Consider the following 13,964-nt stretch of genomic DNA (forward strand, 5'->3'; position numbering starts at 1 on the left):
CCGCTAACGAATCAAAAGCAAGCTTTCGATTCGTCCGCTCGACTTGCATGTATTAGGCACGCCGCCAGCGTTCGTCCTGAGCCAGGATCAAACTCTCCATAGAAAGTTTATATCTCTAGCTTTCACGCTGCTGTTTTGTTCAGTTTTCAAAGAACATCAAGCACAAGATATATCATACAAGAGCATATTGTTATTGTCAACACTTTTTTATAAAAAAATAAAATGACATGGACAATTGCCATTGTCATTTTATAATCTCTTCAATACACAAATCTTTTTCATGTTTCAGTGAAATGATTTGGTTTGTATCAATTATCTTAATCATCGGACACATAGGTAAATCTTGTTCGAAAAAGATGATTTCCCCAATTTGTTCATTTGATAATTTTACTTTTGCTCCTAAAGAAAGGGTCATTAAAAGCGACGCTAGCGCTTGAACGACAGAAAGATCGAATTTCCCAAAACAATCTTTATGAATTTGTTCAAACACCTTAAAAGGCGATTGCTTATTACGATAAGGTCGTTCAGAAATCATCGCATGATAAACATCTGCAACGGCAACAATTTTACTATAAGGGTGAATTTTTTCTTCTTGAACACTAAGTAAATATCCGCTGCCGTCATTTCGCTCATGATGTTGCAAAACGGCAAGTTTCACCCCTTCTTGTAATGCAGTAATCTTTTGAACCATTTTATATCCATAAACGGTATGTTGACGCATATCTTTATATTCCATCGGAGTAAGCGCTGCACTTTTGTGAAGTATTTTCGGGTCAACTTTTGCCATGCCACAATCACTTAATAACCCGGCAATTGCAATTTGACAATAGTCCCCTTTTGTATATTGCATTCTTTTCGCCAATGCACCTGAAAGAAGGCCGACTGTTACTGCATGATGAAATAAATACTCCGATTTTGTAGAGTAGTGATGAAAAAAGAGCAATTCTCTTTCTGATCCCAACACTTTTTCAAACAAAGGCATAAACATTTTACGTACTTTGCCAATATCAACAGGTAACCCAGCCTGCCACCCTTGAAACATTTGTTTATATTGTTGAACGACTTCTAAATATAACGTCAATATATCTTTATTGTCTGTAGCTTTTGTTTTCGGTACATCTTCTTGAACAATTTCACTGGGCCGAAATGTGCCGCCATCAACGAGAACTGACTGTACACGTACTTGGTCAACAAGAAATTTTTGTAGCACGATCAACAGTTTTGCGTTTAATACAGTATTTTTCGGAACGATGACACGATTCGATTTTCCGACAACGTCTTCTGCTAAAATGCATCCTTCTTGTAATTGAGCCGTTTTTACTAATAACACGTCTTTCTCCCCGCCTTTGTAAAGCATAGGGGGGAACCCCCCCTCTATTCTTCTTGCAATTGTTCTTTTTCTTCTTTTGGCACCTTTGCTACTGTTGCGACATACTCCTGCTCGTTTTCTTCATCAAGACGAATGAGTTTCACACCTTGTGTATTGCGTCCCATGACAGAAATATCGCTCACTGCCATGCGAATCATTACACCACTTGCGGTCATTAGCATTAAGTCTTCTTCGCCTGTAACTGTTTTGACAGCAACAACGTCTCCGTTCTTTTCAGTAATGTTACACGTCTTAATTCCTTTTCCTCCACGGCTTTGGACACGGTACTCTGAAGCTGGTGTCCGTTTTCCATAACCATTTCGCGTTACAATTAAAATTTCCTCGTCGCCATTCAAACTCTCCATACCAACGACTTCGTCACCCGGACATAACGTAATGGCTTTTACACCTGCAGCCGTCCGTCCCATGGAGCGGACATCTGTCTCTGGAAAACGAATTAACATTCCGTTTTTCGTCCCTACAATTATATGTTTATGACCATCTGTTAGTTTTACAGATATTAATTCATCACCTTCATGTAAATGAATAGCAATTAAACCATGGTTACGGATGTTAGCAAACGACGACAACGGAGAACGTTTAGCAGTCCCTTGCTTTGTTGTAAAAAATAAAAATGCGTCTTCTCGGAACTGTTCGATGGCAATAACTGTGTTAATCACTTCGTCTTTTTCAATGTTTAATAAGTTAACAATTGGAATGCCTTTTGCTGTTCGACTGAACTCTGGAATTTCGTATCCTTTTGCTTTATAAACTTTCCCTTTGTTTGTAAAAAATAAAACGATATCGTGTGTCGATGTAATAACTAAATGTTCAACAAAATCGTCCTCATTCGTATTCATCCCTTGAATGCCACGACCTCCACGTCGCTGGCTTCGGTATGTCGAAACTGGAAGACGTTTAATATATCCTCTATGCGTCAATGTAACAACGATATTTTCACGAGTAATTAAATCTTCATCGTCAATAGTTTCTAAACCGCCATTTACAATTTCTGTGCGACGATAATCGTTGAACTTCTCTTTAATTTCAAGCAATTCATCACGAATGATTTGTAAAACTTTTTGTTCATCGGCTAAAATGGCTTTTAAATGCGCAATGAGCTTGACTAATTCCTCATACTCTTGTTCAATTTTTTCACGCTCTAGTCCCGTTAAACGTTGTAAACGCATATCTAAAATAGCTTGCGCTTGCTTTTCGCTTAGCTGGAACTTTGTCATTAACCCTTCTTTTGCTACATCTACGGTCGCGGATTGACGAATGAGCTCAATCACTTCATCTAGGTGATCGAGGGCAATGCGTAGTCCTTCTAAAATATGGGCGCGAGCTTCCGCTTTGTTTAACTCAAACTGAGTTCGACGACGAATAACAATTTTTTGATGGTCTAAATAATGTTGTAAACATTGTTTTAAATTTAATACTTTCGGTTGCCCATCAACAAGCGCGAGCATATTGATACCAAAGCTCGTTTGTAAAGCCGTTTGTTTGTATAAATTGTTAAGTACGACATGAGCACTCACATCTCTTCGTACTTCAATAACGATACGCATACCGCTTCGATCGGATTCATCACGTAAATCTGTAATTCCGTCGATTTTCTTTTCGCGCACAAGTTCAGCAATCTTTTCAATTAACTTCGCTTTATTGACTTGATAAGGTAACTCACGGACGATAATCACTTCTTTTCCGTTCTCTTTTTGCTCGATCTCTGCTTTGGCACGCAACGTAATCGAACCTCGTCCTGTTTCATACGCTTTTCGTATACCGCCTCTCCCAATAATTTGCGCACCTGTCGGAAAATCAGGTCCTGGCAAATATTCCATCAATTCAGCAATCGTCATGTCGGGATCTTTCATCAGCTCCAATAAAGCGTCAATGACTTCTCCAAGTTGATGCGGCGGAATGTTTGTTGCCATCCCAACCGCAATCCCTGAAGATCCGTTCACAAGCAAATTCGGGAAACGAGCTGGCAAAACAATTGGCTCTCGTTCTGAACCGTCATAGTTGTCTTGGTAATCAATCGTGTCTTTGTTAATATCTCGCAACAGCTCCATCGAAATTTTCGACATTCTCGCTTCTGTATAGCGCATTGCTGCTGCAGCATCCCCGTCAATTGATCCGAAGTTTCCATGTCCATCTACAAGCATATATCGATAGTTGAAATCTTGTGCCATCCGCACCATCGTATCGTATACCGCTGCATCTCCGTGCGGATGATACTTCCCGATCACTTCACCGACAATACGTGCCGACTTTTTGTAAGGCTTGTCCGCCGTCATTCCTAAATCGTGCATTGCATATAAAATACGACGATGTACCGGCTTTAGACCGTCACGCACATCAGGGAGCGCGCGAGATACAATGACGCTCATCGCATAGTCAAGAAACGATGCACGCATTTCTTGACTAATACTCACTTCTTTTACTCGTTCAGACATACAACAACGAACCTCCCTTACTTACCAAAATAATAAAACAAGGGGAGGGTGAACAAACACTCTCCGACATGTTTAAATATCCAGGTTTTTTACATATTTAGCATTTTCTTCAATAAATTGTCTACGCGGCTCGACTTTGTCCCCCATTAAAATTTCGAACGTTTCGTCCGCCTCCATCGCATCTTGCAAACTCACTTTCAACAACGTTCTCGTTTCTGGATTCATTGTTGTTTCCCAAAGTTGTTCAGGATTCATCTCCCCAAGACCTTTATAACGTTGAATGACCGGTTTTGGTTGTTCAGGTAACCGCGTTAATATTTCTTCAAGTTGTCGATCACTATATGCATATTCGATTCGTTTTCCTTGCTGAATTTTATATAAAGGTGGTTGAGCGATGTAAACGTAGCCTTGTTCAATGACCTCGCGCATGTAGCGATAAAAAAATGTCAATAACAATGTGCGAATGTGTGCACCATCGACATCGGCGTCCGTCATAATAATGATCTTATGGTAACGAGCTTTTGTAATATCAAAATCTTCCCCGATTCCTGTGCCAAGAGCTGTAATAATCGCACGTACTTCATTGTTGGATAAAATTTTATCTAAACGTGATTTTTCAACGTTAATAATTTTTCCGCGCAACGGTAAAATCGCTTGGAAATGACGATCGCGTCCTTGTTTTGCAGAACCACCTGCCGAGTCTCCCTCAACAACATACAGTTCACATATCGCTGGGTCTCTCGATGAACAATCTGCCAATTTCCCAGGCAAACTTGATACTTCAAGGGCGTTTTTTCTTCTCGTTAATTCTCGCGCTCGCTTCGCTGCTAAACGTGCTCGAGAAGCTAAAATTCCTTTTTCAACGATTTTTTTTGCAACGGATGGATTCTCGAGTAAAAACTTCTCAAATTGTTCAGCAAAAATGGACTCTGTCGCCGTACGAGCATCACTATTTCCGAGTTTCGTCTTCGTTTGCCCCTCGAACTGTGGTGCTGGGTGTTTCACCGAGATGATGGCCGTTAATCCTTCCCGTACGTCCTCACCTGTTAAATTAGCATCTTGTTCTTTAAACATATTGTTTTTACGGCCATAATCATTAATAATTCGCGTCAGAGCTGTTTTAAACCCTAACTCGTGCGTACCACCTTCATGTGTATGAATGTTATTCGCAAATGAGTATATATTACTTGTATAACCATCGTTGTATTGTAGGGCAATTTCGACTTGAATCCCGTCTTTCTCCCCTTCAATATAAATTGGTTCCTCGTGAAGCGTTTCTTTTGTCCGATTTAAATGTTTAACGTATGAAGAAATTCCGCCTTCATAGTAGTATTCGTTGCGTCGCTTTTCACCGCGTCGATCTTCTAGCGTAATACGAATGCCTTTGTTTAAAAAAGCAAGCTCCCGTAAACGGTGCGCGAGTGTATCGTAATCATACTCCGTCGTTTCTGTAAAAATTTCCGGATCTGGCTTAAAATGAATCGTTGTTCCTGTCCGATCTGTCTCACCTACAACTTGTAAATCAGAACAAGGCACACCGCGCTTATATTTTTGATAGTGAATGTTTCCATCGCGATGTACATATACTTCTAGTTCTTCTGACAACGCATTAACAACAGACGCACCGACCCCATGCAAACCGCCAGATACTTTATATCCACCGCCGCCGAATTTCCCTCCAGCGTGCAACACAGTCATAATTACTTCAACAGCTGGTCTCCCCATTTTTTCATGAATGCCAACTGGAATCCCCCGACCGTTATCGATAACTGTAATGCTATTGTCTTCTTCAACAATGACGTTGATTTCCGTACAAAATCCAGCTAGCGCTTCATCAATACTGTTGTCGACAATTTCCCAAACGAGATGGTGTAATCCTTTCGGTCCAGTTGATCCGATATACATCCCCGGTCTTTTTCGTACTGCTTCTAATCCTTCGAGCACTTGAATTTGACTTTCATCATAAACAATTTGTTCCCTTTGTTCCATCGTCACTATTGATCACCTACGCTTTCCTTTTCGGACAATACGTCCGAGTTTGATAAACAACTATCGTCTCATCATTTGTCCCGAGACAACTTCGTACACATCTGCATCACGAATAACGCGATGCTCAATCCCATCTATGCTCGTTGTTGTTACGAATGTTTGCACTTTGCCTTGTATAGCATTTAACAAATGCGTTTGGCGAAAATCATCCAGTTCTGATAGGACATCGTCAAGTAAAAGAATAGGGTACTCTCCAATTTCCGAAAAAATTAAATCAATTTCAGCTAGTTTCAATGAAAGGGCCGTCGTTCGTTGTTGTCCTTGTGAACCGAACGTTTGTACATCCTTTCCGTTAATTGTGAACGATAAATCATCTCGATGTGGCCCGATAAGTGTTGTGCCTCGTTCGATTTCTTTTGTTTTTATTTGTGCGAACTTGTCGTTATACACTTCTACTATTCTCGACCATTGTTGTTTGTCTAATACATGAACCGAAGGACAATAGTGAATAGCTAATTGTTCATTACCTCGACTAATTTCAGCATGAATCGGTTTTGCCCACGTTTGTAATAATTCGATAAATTCGTATCTTTTAAGCGTGATCTTAGCTGCAAGTTCTACCAGTTGTTCTGTAAGCACATCAAGAAACGTTTCATCCGTCTGTTTTTTCGACTGAAGTAGTTTCAAATATTGATTTCTTTGTTGCAACACTTTTTGATATTGACCAAGCTCATGCATGTAAACAGGAGATACTTGACCGATCTCCATGTCGATAAAACGTCTTCGAATTTGTGGGCTCCCTTTTACAAGGTTTAAATCTTCTGGAGCAAACATGACGACGTTCATGTGCCCGACATATCTGCTTAACTTCGCCTGTTCAATATGATTGAGTTTTGCTTTCTTGCCTTTTTTTGACACAGTTAGTTGCAGAAAAATGGACCCGTTTTTCTTTCCTACTTTACCTTCTATTTTAGCATAATCTTCGTCCCAACGAATTAAATCTTTATCGTTCGTCGTTCGATGTGATTTCGCCATAGATAAAACATAAATGGATTCCATGATGTTCGTCTTACCTTGGGCATTTTCGCCTAAAATGACGTTTACTTTATTTTGAAATTGCCAACAACCTTGTTCATAATTGCGGTAGTTTTTTAAAGTTAATTGTTCCAAAAACAAAGGTGCTCCCACCTTCACGAACAAATCGTAAATGTACCGATTGTTTTGATGTCGACAACGTCCCCTACCTTCAGCTTTCGCCCGCGACGTTGTTCCTGCTCACCATTAACAAATACATCGTTTGTTTGTAAAAACCATTTCGCCATCCCACCTGTTGAGATGACGTTCGCTAGTTTTAAAAATTGTCCGAGTGTAATGGTTTCTGTTGAAATTTTTATTTCTTTCATCCATCATCCGCTCACTTTCTATAAAAAGTGTCCATTCTTTCATTGTACTAAAAAAGAAAGGTGAAGAAAAGGAAAGCTGCTAGTTCATCTAGCAGCTTTTAATATGTGCGCACAGGTAAAATTAATTGGAGCATCGAATCGTCATGAAGCGGACGAATTAAAAATGGTCGCATTGCACCAGTAAAACTAATTTTAATTTCTGTCCCTTCTAACGCTTTTAGTGCATCCATCATATATTTTGCGCTGAAAGAAATTTTTAATTCTTCTCCCTCAACTTGTTCACACTGCACTTCTTCAACCACTTTTCCGATTTCAGGTGAGTTCGAAGAAATTTCAACGATTTTGTCGGCTAGTGTCGATAAACGAACAACGTTGTTTCTTCCTTCACGCGCTAATAAAGATGCACGGTCGATCGCTTGTAGAAACTCCTTCGTTTTTACAATCACATCTGTCTGACTGTCTGTTGGAATAAGTCGAGACGTATCCGGATAGTTCCCGTCTAATAAACGTGAGAAAAACAACAAATGTTTTGTTTTGAATAATATTTGATTTTCTGTCACGACAATGTGCACAAGTTCATTCGACTCTTCGAGGATTTTATTTAGTTCGTTCAAGCTCTTTCCCGGAATGACGATATTGAAGTACGCTTCTGATTCCGTTTCTACTTTTGCTTTTCTCATAGCTAGCCGATGGCTATCTGTTGCAATACACGTCAGTTCATTATTTTCAATTCGCCAGTTTACACCTGTCAAGATCGGACGTGTTTCTGAAGTCGATACTGCGAATACAGTTTGACGAATTACATGTTTTAACAAATCAGCTGGAACTTTAAACATGTTTTCCTCTTGAATTTGTGGTAAGCGCGGATATTCCTCTGGATCCAATCCGTTTAAGTGAAATTCGGCTTTTCCGGAACGAATTGTTGTGACAAATTGATCTTTTACTTCGATTTGTACGGTTTCTTTCGGTAGTTTCCGAACAATTTCGCTAAAAAATCGTGCTTGGAGAACTACGCTTCCTTGTTTAATGACGTCAACAATAATACGATCCTTTTCCTCCGCTGGAATAAACGATTCAATCGAAATATCTGAATCGCTCCCTGTCAATGTAACTCCTTGCTCAGAAGCGACAATTTTAATTCCAGTCAAAATAGGAATGGTCGTTCGGGATGATACAGCTTTCATAACATCTTGCACGCTTCTCACTAAGTGCTCGCGATCGATAGTAACTTTCACAAAGAAAACCTCCCTAATTATTAATTATATTTTTTTAAAAAACTATTAATCATAATAATAGGCGCTGTGATTATGTGGATAAGTGAGTAAAACAAAGGAAGCACAGACTATCCACATGTGGACAGACTGTGCACAAACACAAAGTAGTTATTCACATTATTTCAGTTTCTCCATAATTTCTTTCAGCTGTTTTTGCAATTGAACGTCAGTCTGAATGAGAGCTGAAATTTTTTCATGGGCATGGATAACAGTCGTATGGTCACGCCCTCCAAATTCTTCACCAATTTTCGGGAGCGAACAGTCCGTCAGTTCGCGTGAAAGATACATTGCAATTTGTCTTGGAAAAGCAACAGATTTTGTCCGCTTTTTCGCCTTGAAATCTTCGAGTTTTACATTAAAATGCTCCCCGACAACGCGTTGAATATCTTGGATCGTAATAACTTTTGGTTTGGAGCTCGGAATAATATCTTTTAATGCTTCAGCTGCCAAATCTGCGTTAATTTCTTTATTAATTAAAGAAGAGTAAGCAACGACGCGAATGAGCGCCCCCTCTAATTCACGAATGTTCGAATCAATTTGATTAGCAATGTACAACATCACTTCGTTCGGTATGTCGAATCCTTCCGCTTTCGCTTTTTTGCGCAAAATAGCGATTCTTGTCTCTAAGTCAGGAGGGGTGATGTCTGTAATTAAGCCCCATTCAAAACGTGAACGAAGGCGGTCTTCTAACGTCGGAATTTCTTTTGGAGGTCGGTCACTCGATATAACAATTTGCTTACTTTCCTCGTGAAGCGTGTTAAATGTATGGAAAAACTCTTCTTGTGTTTGTTCTTTCCCAGCTAAAAACTGAATATCATCTATTAGTAACACGTCCACATTGCGATATTTGTTACGAAAATCATCCGGACGGTTGTCACGAATGGCATTAATAAATTCGTTTGTAAACTTTTCAGAAGATAGATAAACGACTTTCGCTGATGGGTTGTGTTCAAGAACGTAATGACCGATTGCGTGCATGAGGTGCGTCTTGCCTAGGCCTACACCACCATAAATGAAAAGGGGGTTGTATGCTTTGGCCGGTGCTTCTGCCACAGCTAAAGAGGCAGCATGAGCAAAGCGATTTCCAGATCCAATGACAAAAGTATCAAACGTATACTTCGGATTGAGCATGCTTTGTGGAAATTCTGTTTGTTCGTCATCGTGTTTGCGCGGTTTGCTTGTCGGCTTTAGAGCGAATTCTTCCGTTGTTTGATGATTAGGGATGGTACATTTAATCTTTAATTCTTCTCCGGTAATGTCATAAAGTGTTTGTTCGATCAGCCGGGTATAGCGAGATTCGAGCCAGTCTTTTGTAAATTCGTTTGGGACGGTAATAATAAGGATATCGCCCTTTAACGAATGTGCAGTCGTTGATTTTAACCATGTTTCAAAACTCGGTTTGCTAATTTTTTTCTCAATTTCGGCCAATGCTTTATTCCATAAGTCCGAAATATTTTCCACGCCGCTCTCCCTCCTTCTCCGCGCGGGTGTTTAACTTTTGTATAACTTTGTCTATAAAAAAATTTTTTTCGACAGTTTTCACCGATTGTGGACAAATATTTACACAGGATGTGGATGGGACTGTCCACACATTATCCACATTTTGTGGATAAAGAAAAAAATGCACACCATTATCCAGAGTAAAAACAACAATATAATAGCAGATAAATACATATGTTGCAACGGTTTTTAAAAATTATCCACAAAATAAAAAAGTTGTGAAAAAAATTTATCCACAAGGTTATAAGATGTGAAAAACTTGTCGATAAATGTTGTGGATACAGAAAAAGCGACAAAAAAATTATCCACATCCATAATCACAATATATTCAAAAAAAGATACTCCCGGAGTAGTTGACATTTCTCTAAATTTCTCACTATAATTAGAAAGACTGTCTTTTAACAGTTATTCCTCAGGGAGGTGTCATATATGAAAAGAACGTATCAGCCAAACAAACGGAAGCGCAGCAAAGTACACGGTTTCCGTGCACGTATGAGCACAAAGAACGGAAGAAAAGTTCTTGCTCGCCGTCGTCGTAAAGGAAGAAAAGTATTATCTGCATAGGCCACTGAACGATCAGTGGTCTTTTTTCTAACGGGAGTTACGATCGAGGTGTTATTGGAGCACATGAAAAAAAAATATCGCATTAAAAAAAATGACGAATTTCAAGAAGTGTTTAAAAAAGGTAAATCGGTAGCGAACCGACAGTTTGTTTTGTATGTTCTCGATAAACCAGAGCAACCGTATTTTCGCATCGGGTTGTCCGTTAGCAAGAAAATAGGGAAAGCGGTCGTTCGGAATCGTGTGAAGCGCTATATTCGCCAAGTATTTCAGGAAGAACGTGATCGAGTTCAAGTTGGAAAAGATTATGTGATCATCGCGCGAGTGCCGGTAGCTACAATGGAGTATGAAGAGGTGAGAAAAAGCTTAGTGCACGTCTTGAGACGGGCGAACGCTTTTTATTAAACGTTGAGTTGATTATATGTTAAAATGTTGTGAGGAATGCATTTACAGAGTAGGGAGGAAGAACGAGTGAAAAAAAGGCAAGTCGCATGGCTATTTTTACTTCTTGCTGTTGTGTTAGCAGGATGTACAGAAATCAATCAGCCAATTACTGCAGAAAGCAAAGGGTTTTGGAACGAGTATATCGTTTACCCACTGTCTTGGTTAATTACATATACATCTGAAATGTTTGGTTCTAATTATGGACTAGGTATTATCATCGTTACAATTCTCATTCGCTTAGCTATTTTGCCGCTAATGATTCAACAAACGAAGAGTTCAAAAGCAATGCAAGCGTTACAGCCTGAGCTACAGAAACTTCGAGAAAAATATAGCTCTAAGGATGCACAAACGCAGCAAAAACTTCAACAAGAGACAATGTTGCTTTTCCAAAAGCATGGCGTCAATCCGCTAGCCGGTTGTCTTCCAATACTCATTCAGATGCCGATTTTAATCGGTTTTTACCATGCAATCATGCGTACAGAGGAGATTGCACGTCATAACTTTTTATGGTTTGATTTAGGTGAGAAAGATCCGTTTTTTATTTTACCGCTTGTGGCGGGAATAACGACGTTTATTCAGCAAAAAATGATGATGGCCGGCATCGAGCAACAAAATCCACAGATGGTTATGCTCCTTTGGTTAATGCCAATTATGGTCGTTATATTTGCGATTAACTTCCCAGCAGCACTTTCACTTTATTGGGTAGTCGGTAACTTATTTATGATTGCACAAACGTACTTTATTAAAGGGCCGGAATTAAAAGCAACGAAACAAGCTGGGGGAACAGGAAAGTGAAACGAATCACGATGAGGGGCCAAACGGTAGAAGAGGCAGTGGACAAAGCGTTAGCGCAATTACATTTGTCGAAAGAAGCGGTCGATATTGTTGTTGTGCAACAAGAAAAAAAGCCGTTTCTTGGTTTGTTCGGTGGACAAGAAGCAATCGTGGAGATTGTGATCCGTCATCCGTTTGATTGTGTCAAATCGTTTTTAAAACATGTTATTGAGCAGATGGGTGTGCGTGTCCATCTCGCTTTCGAACAGAAAGATGAACATCTCGTCGTCTTGCTTTCAGGTCCAGAGGTTGCACGGGTGATTGGAAAGCATGGCCAAACGTTGAATGCGTTACAATTATTGGCGCAAGGAGTGTTAAATCGCTATACGGATCGTCCGCTTCGCGTTGTTATTGATGCGGAAGGATATCGAAAACGAAGAGAAGAAACACTTGTTCGTTTAGCGAAAAATATGGCGAAAAAAGCGATACAAACGGGGAAAGATATTTCGTTAGAACCGATGAGTGCATGGGAACGAAAAGTCATTCATACGGCGCTAAGTGATGACGATAGAATACAGACGTTTTCAGCTGGGACGGAACCGCATCGTCATGTCGTTATTTCACTAAAAAGATAAACATTCTCTAGGGGAAGTCGTTCCTAGAGAATTTTTTTTGTAAATTCAAACGCAGTGTGTATGTTGTTATTCACATGTGGATAAGTTAAAATTTATTTGATTACCATTGTGAATAAAACACGAATGATATAGATGTGGATAATTTTGTTTCAAGAAAGAAGGTGAATAGCGTGGAATTCGATACAATTGCAGCGATCTCGACCCCGATGGGTGAAGGGGCGATTGCTATCGTCCGTTTAAGCGGGGATGAAGCGATAAAAATTGTTGATCAACTGTTTGTTGGTGTAGGGGGAAAGAAGCTAAAAGACGTCCCATCTCATACAATTCATTATGGACACATAGTACATCCGGAGACGAAAGAAACGATTGAAGAAGTGATGGTTACGGTGATGAAGGCTCCGAAGACATTTACGCGTGAAGATGTTGTCGAAATTAACTGCCACGGGGGGCTCGTTTCCGTCAACCGCGTTCTTCAACTCGTGTTAGCGTATGGAGCTCGTCTAGCGCAACCTGGAGAATTTACAAAAAGAGCTTTTTTAAATGGGCGTATTGATTTATCCCAAGCAGAAGCGGTCATTGATCTTATTCGCGCCAAAACAGATCGTGCCATGGCTGTTGCATTGAATCAAATGGAAGGTCGTTTATCGAAACTGATTCGTCGCTTGCGCCAAACGATTTTAGAAACGTTGGCGCATGTCGAAGTAAATATTGACTATCCAGAATATGATGACGTCGAGGAAATGACGCATCGACTGTTGCTTGAGAAGGCAACAGAAGTGAAAAATGAAATTGAGCGGCTGTTACAAACGGCACAACAAGGAAAAGTGTTACGAGACGGACTAGCGACAGTGATTATCGGTCGTCCAAACGTTGGGAAATCATCGCTGTTAAACAGTTTAGCTCATGAAAATCGTGCGATCGTGACGGATATTCCAGGCACAACTCGTGATGTCATTGAGGAATATGTAAATGTTCGTGGTGTACCGCTCCGTTTGCTAGATACAGCGGGCATTCGTGAAACAGAAGACATTGTCGAACGTATTGGAGTCGAGCGGTCACGGAAAGTGTTAAAAGAAGCTGATTTAATTTTGCTCGTACTTAACTACAATGAGCCGCTAACAGTAGAAGATGAGCAGTTGTTTGAAGCGGTCAAAGGAATGGACGCCATTGTTGTTGTTAATAAAACAGACTTACCGAAGCGAATTGATATGGACCGAGTGAAGCAATTGGCGCAAGGATTACCAATTATTACGACATCTCTTTTAGAGGAAAGAGGGATCGAGCAACTTGAAGAGGCGATTGCCTCATTGTTTTTCAGTGGAGATGTAGAGGCGCGTGATTTAACATATGTATCAAACTCGCGTCATATTGCATTGTTGACGCAAGCAAAAAAAGCGATAGAAGAAGCGATTCACGGCATCGAAGCGGGGATGCCGATCGACATCGTGCAAATTGATTTAACGAGAGCATGGGAATTGTTAGGTGAAATCGTTGGAGATACGGTGCACGAAAGTTTGATTGATCAATTGTTTGCACAATTTTGTTTAGGAAAATAAGGA

Annotated in this window: 12 protein-coding genes and 1 rRNA gene; 5 read left to right on the plus strand and 8 right to left on the minus strand. The window is 40.0% G+C overall.

Annotated features, from left to right (window positions below):
• The 8 genes from BO219_RS07515 to dnaA form a co-directional block, all read right to left on the minus strand.
• Positions 1 to 103, minus strand: a 16S ribosomal RNA gene (locus BO219_RS07515); the annotation flags it as partial.
• 141 nt (positions 104 to 244) lie between these two features.
• Complete coding sequence (locus BO219_RS07520) at positions 245 to 1,357, minus strand: HD-GYP domain-containing protein (RefSeq protein ID WP_077429079.1); 1,113 nt, start codon at positions 1,355 to 1,357, stop codon at positions 245 to 247.
• A 17-nt stretch (positions 1,358 to 1,374) separates the two neighbouring features.
• Complete coding sequence (gene gyrA, locus BO219_RS07525; RefSeq protein ID WP_077429080.1) at positions 1,375 to 3,825, minus strand: DNA gyrase subunit A; 2,451 nt, start codon at positions 3,823 to 3,825, stop codon at positions 1,375 to 1,377.
• A gap of 72 nt (positions 3,826 to 3,897) precedes the next feature.
• Positions 3,898 to 5,814, minus strand: coding sequence for a DNA topoisomerase (ATP-hydrolyzing) subunit B (gyrB, locus tag BO219_RS07530; protein WP_077429185.1), 1,917 nt, complete (start codon positions 5,812 to 5,814; stop codon positions 3,898 to 3,900).
• Between the two features lie 60 nt (positions 5,815 to 5,874).
• Positions 5,875 to 6,990 (minus strand): DNA replication/repair protein RecF, encoded by a 1,116-nt coding sequence (gene recF, locus BO219_RS07535; protein WP_035020227.1) that lies wholly within the window; start codon positions 6,988 to 6,990, stop codon positions 5,875 to 5,877.
• Between the two features lie 14 nt (positions 6,991 to 7,004).
• Positions 7,005 to 7,217, minus strand: coding sequence for a S4 domain-containing protein YaaA (gene yaaA / locus BO219_RS07540; protein WP_004888458.1), 213 nt, complete (start codon positions 7,215 to 7,217; stop codon positions 7,005 to 7,007).
• A gap of 98 nt (positions 7,218 to 7,315) precedes the next feature.
• Positions 7,316 to 8,452, minus strand: coding sequence for a DNA polymerase III subunit beta (dnaN, locus tag BO219_RS07545; protein WP_077429081.1), 1,137 nt, complete (start codon positions 8,450 to 8,452; stop codon positions 7,316 to 7,318).
• Between the two features lie 156 nt (positions 8,453 to 8,608).
• Positions 8,609 to 9,952 (minus strand): chromosomal replication initiator protein DnaA, encoded by a 1,344-nt coding sequence (dnaA, locus tag BO219_RS07550; RefSeq protein ID WP_077429082.1) that lies wholly within the window; start codon positions 9,950 to 9,952, stop codon positions 8,609 to 8,611.
• Positions 9,953 to 10,420: 468 nt separating this feature from the next.
• On the opposite strand from dnaA, the gene rpmH reads away from it, so the two are divergent.
• The 5 genes from rpmH (at position 10,421) to mnmE (ending at position 13,961) form a co-directional block, all read left to right on the plus strand.
• On the plus strand, positions 10,421 to 10,555 hold the full coding sequence (rpmH, locus tag BO219_RS07555; protein WP_003397591.1) for a 50S ribosomal protein L34: 135 nt from the start codon (positions 10,421 to 10,423) through the stop codon (positions 10,553 to 10,555).
• Positions 10,556 to 10,618: 63 nt separating this feature from the next.
• On the plus strand, positions 10,619 to 10,957 hold the full coding sequence (gene rnpA / locus BO219_RS07560; protein ID WP_077429083.1) for a ribonuclease P protein component: 339 nt from the start codon (positions 10,619 to 10,621) through the stop codon (positions 10,955 to 10,957).
• Between the two features lie 66 nt (positions 10,958 to 11,023).
• Positions 11,024 to 11,791 carry a YidC family membrane integrase SpoIIIJ gene (gene spoIIIJ, locus BO219_RS07565; RefSeq protein WP_198936672.1) on the plus strand — a complete coding sequence of 256 codons (768 nt, stop codon included), beginning with the start codon at positions 11,024 to 11,026 and terminating at the stop codon, positions 11,789 to 11,791.
• Positions 11,788 to 12,405 carry an RNA-binding cell elongation regulator Jag/EloR gene (gene jag / locus BO219_RS07570; protein ID WP_077429085.1) on the plus strand — a complete coding sequence of 206 codons (618 nt, stop codon included), beginning with the start codon at positions 11,788 to 11,790 and terminating at the stop codon, positions 12,403 to 12,405. The genes spoIIIJ and jag overlap by 4 nt, the downstream gene beginning before the upstream one ends.
• Positions 12,406 to 12,575: 170 nt before the next feature.
• Positions 12,576 to 13,961, plus strand: a complete 1,386-nt coding sequence (mnmE, locus tag BO219_RS07575) for a tRNA uridine-5-carboxymethylaminomethyl(34) synthesis GTPase MnmE (protein ID WP_004893260.1) — start codon at positions 12,576 to 12,578, stop codon at positions 13,959 to 13,961.
• Positions 13,962 to 13,964 lie beyond the last annotated feature (3 nt).

The organism is Anoxybacillus kestanbolensis, from assembly GCF_001996285.1.
GTDB lineage: Bacteria > Bacillota > Bacilli > Bacillales > Anoxybacillaceae > Anoxybacillus > Anoxybacillus kestanbolensis_A.

Bases quoted from the DNA above. Each gene is read 5' to 3' on its own strand.
- BO219_RS07520 (WP_077429079.1), bottom strand. From the start codon at position 1,357: ATGCTTTACAAAGGCGGGGAGAAAGACGTGTTATTAGTAAAAACGGCT.
- gyrA (WP_077429080.1), bottom strand. From the start codon at position 3,825: ATGTCTGAACGAGTAAAAGAAGTGAGTATTAGTCAAGAAATGCGTGCA.
- gyrB (WP_077429185.1), bottom strand. From the start codon at position 5,814: ATGGAACAAAGGGAACAAATTGTTTATGATGAAAGTCAAATTCAAGTG.
- yaaA (WP_004888458.1), bottom strand. From the start codon at position 7,217: ATGAAAGAAATAAAAATTTCAACAGAAACCATTACACTCGGACAATTT.
- rpmH (WP_003397591.1), top strand. From the start codon at position 10,421: ATGAAAAGAACGTATCAGCCAAACAAACGGAAGCGCAGCAAAGTACAC.
- rnpA (WP_077429083.1), top strand. From the start codon at position 10,619: ATGAAAAAAAAATATCGCATTAAAAAAAATGACGAATTTCAAGAAGTG.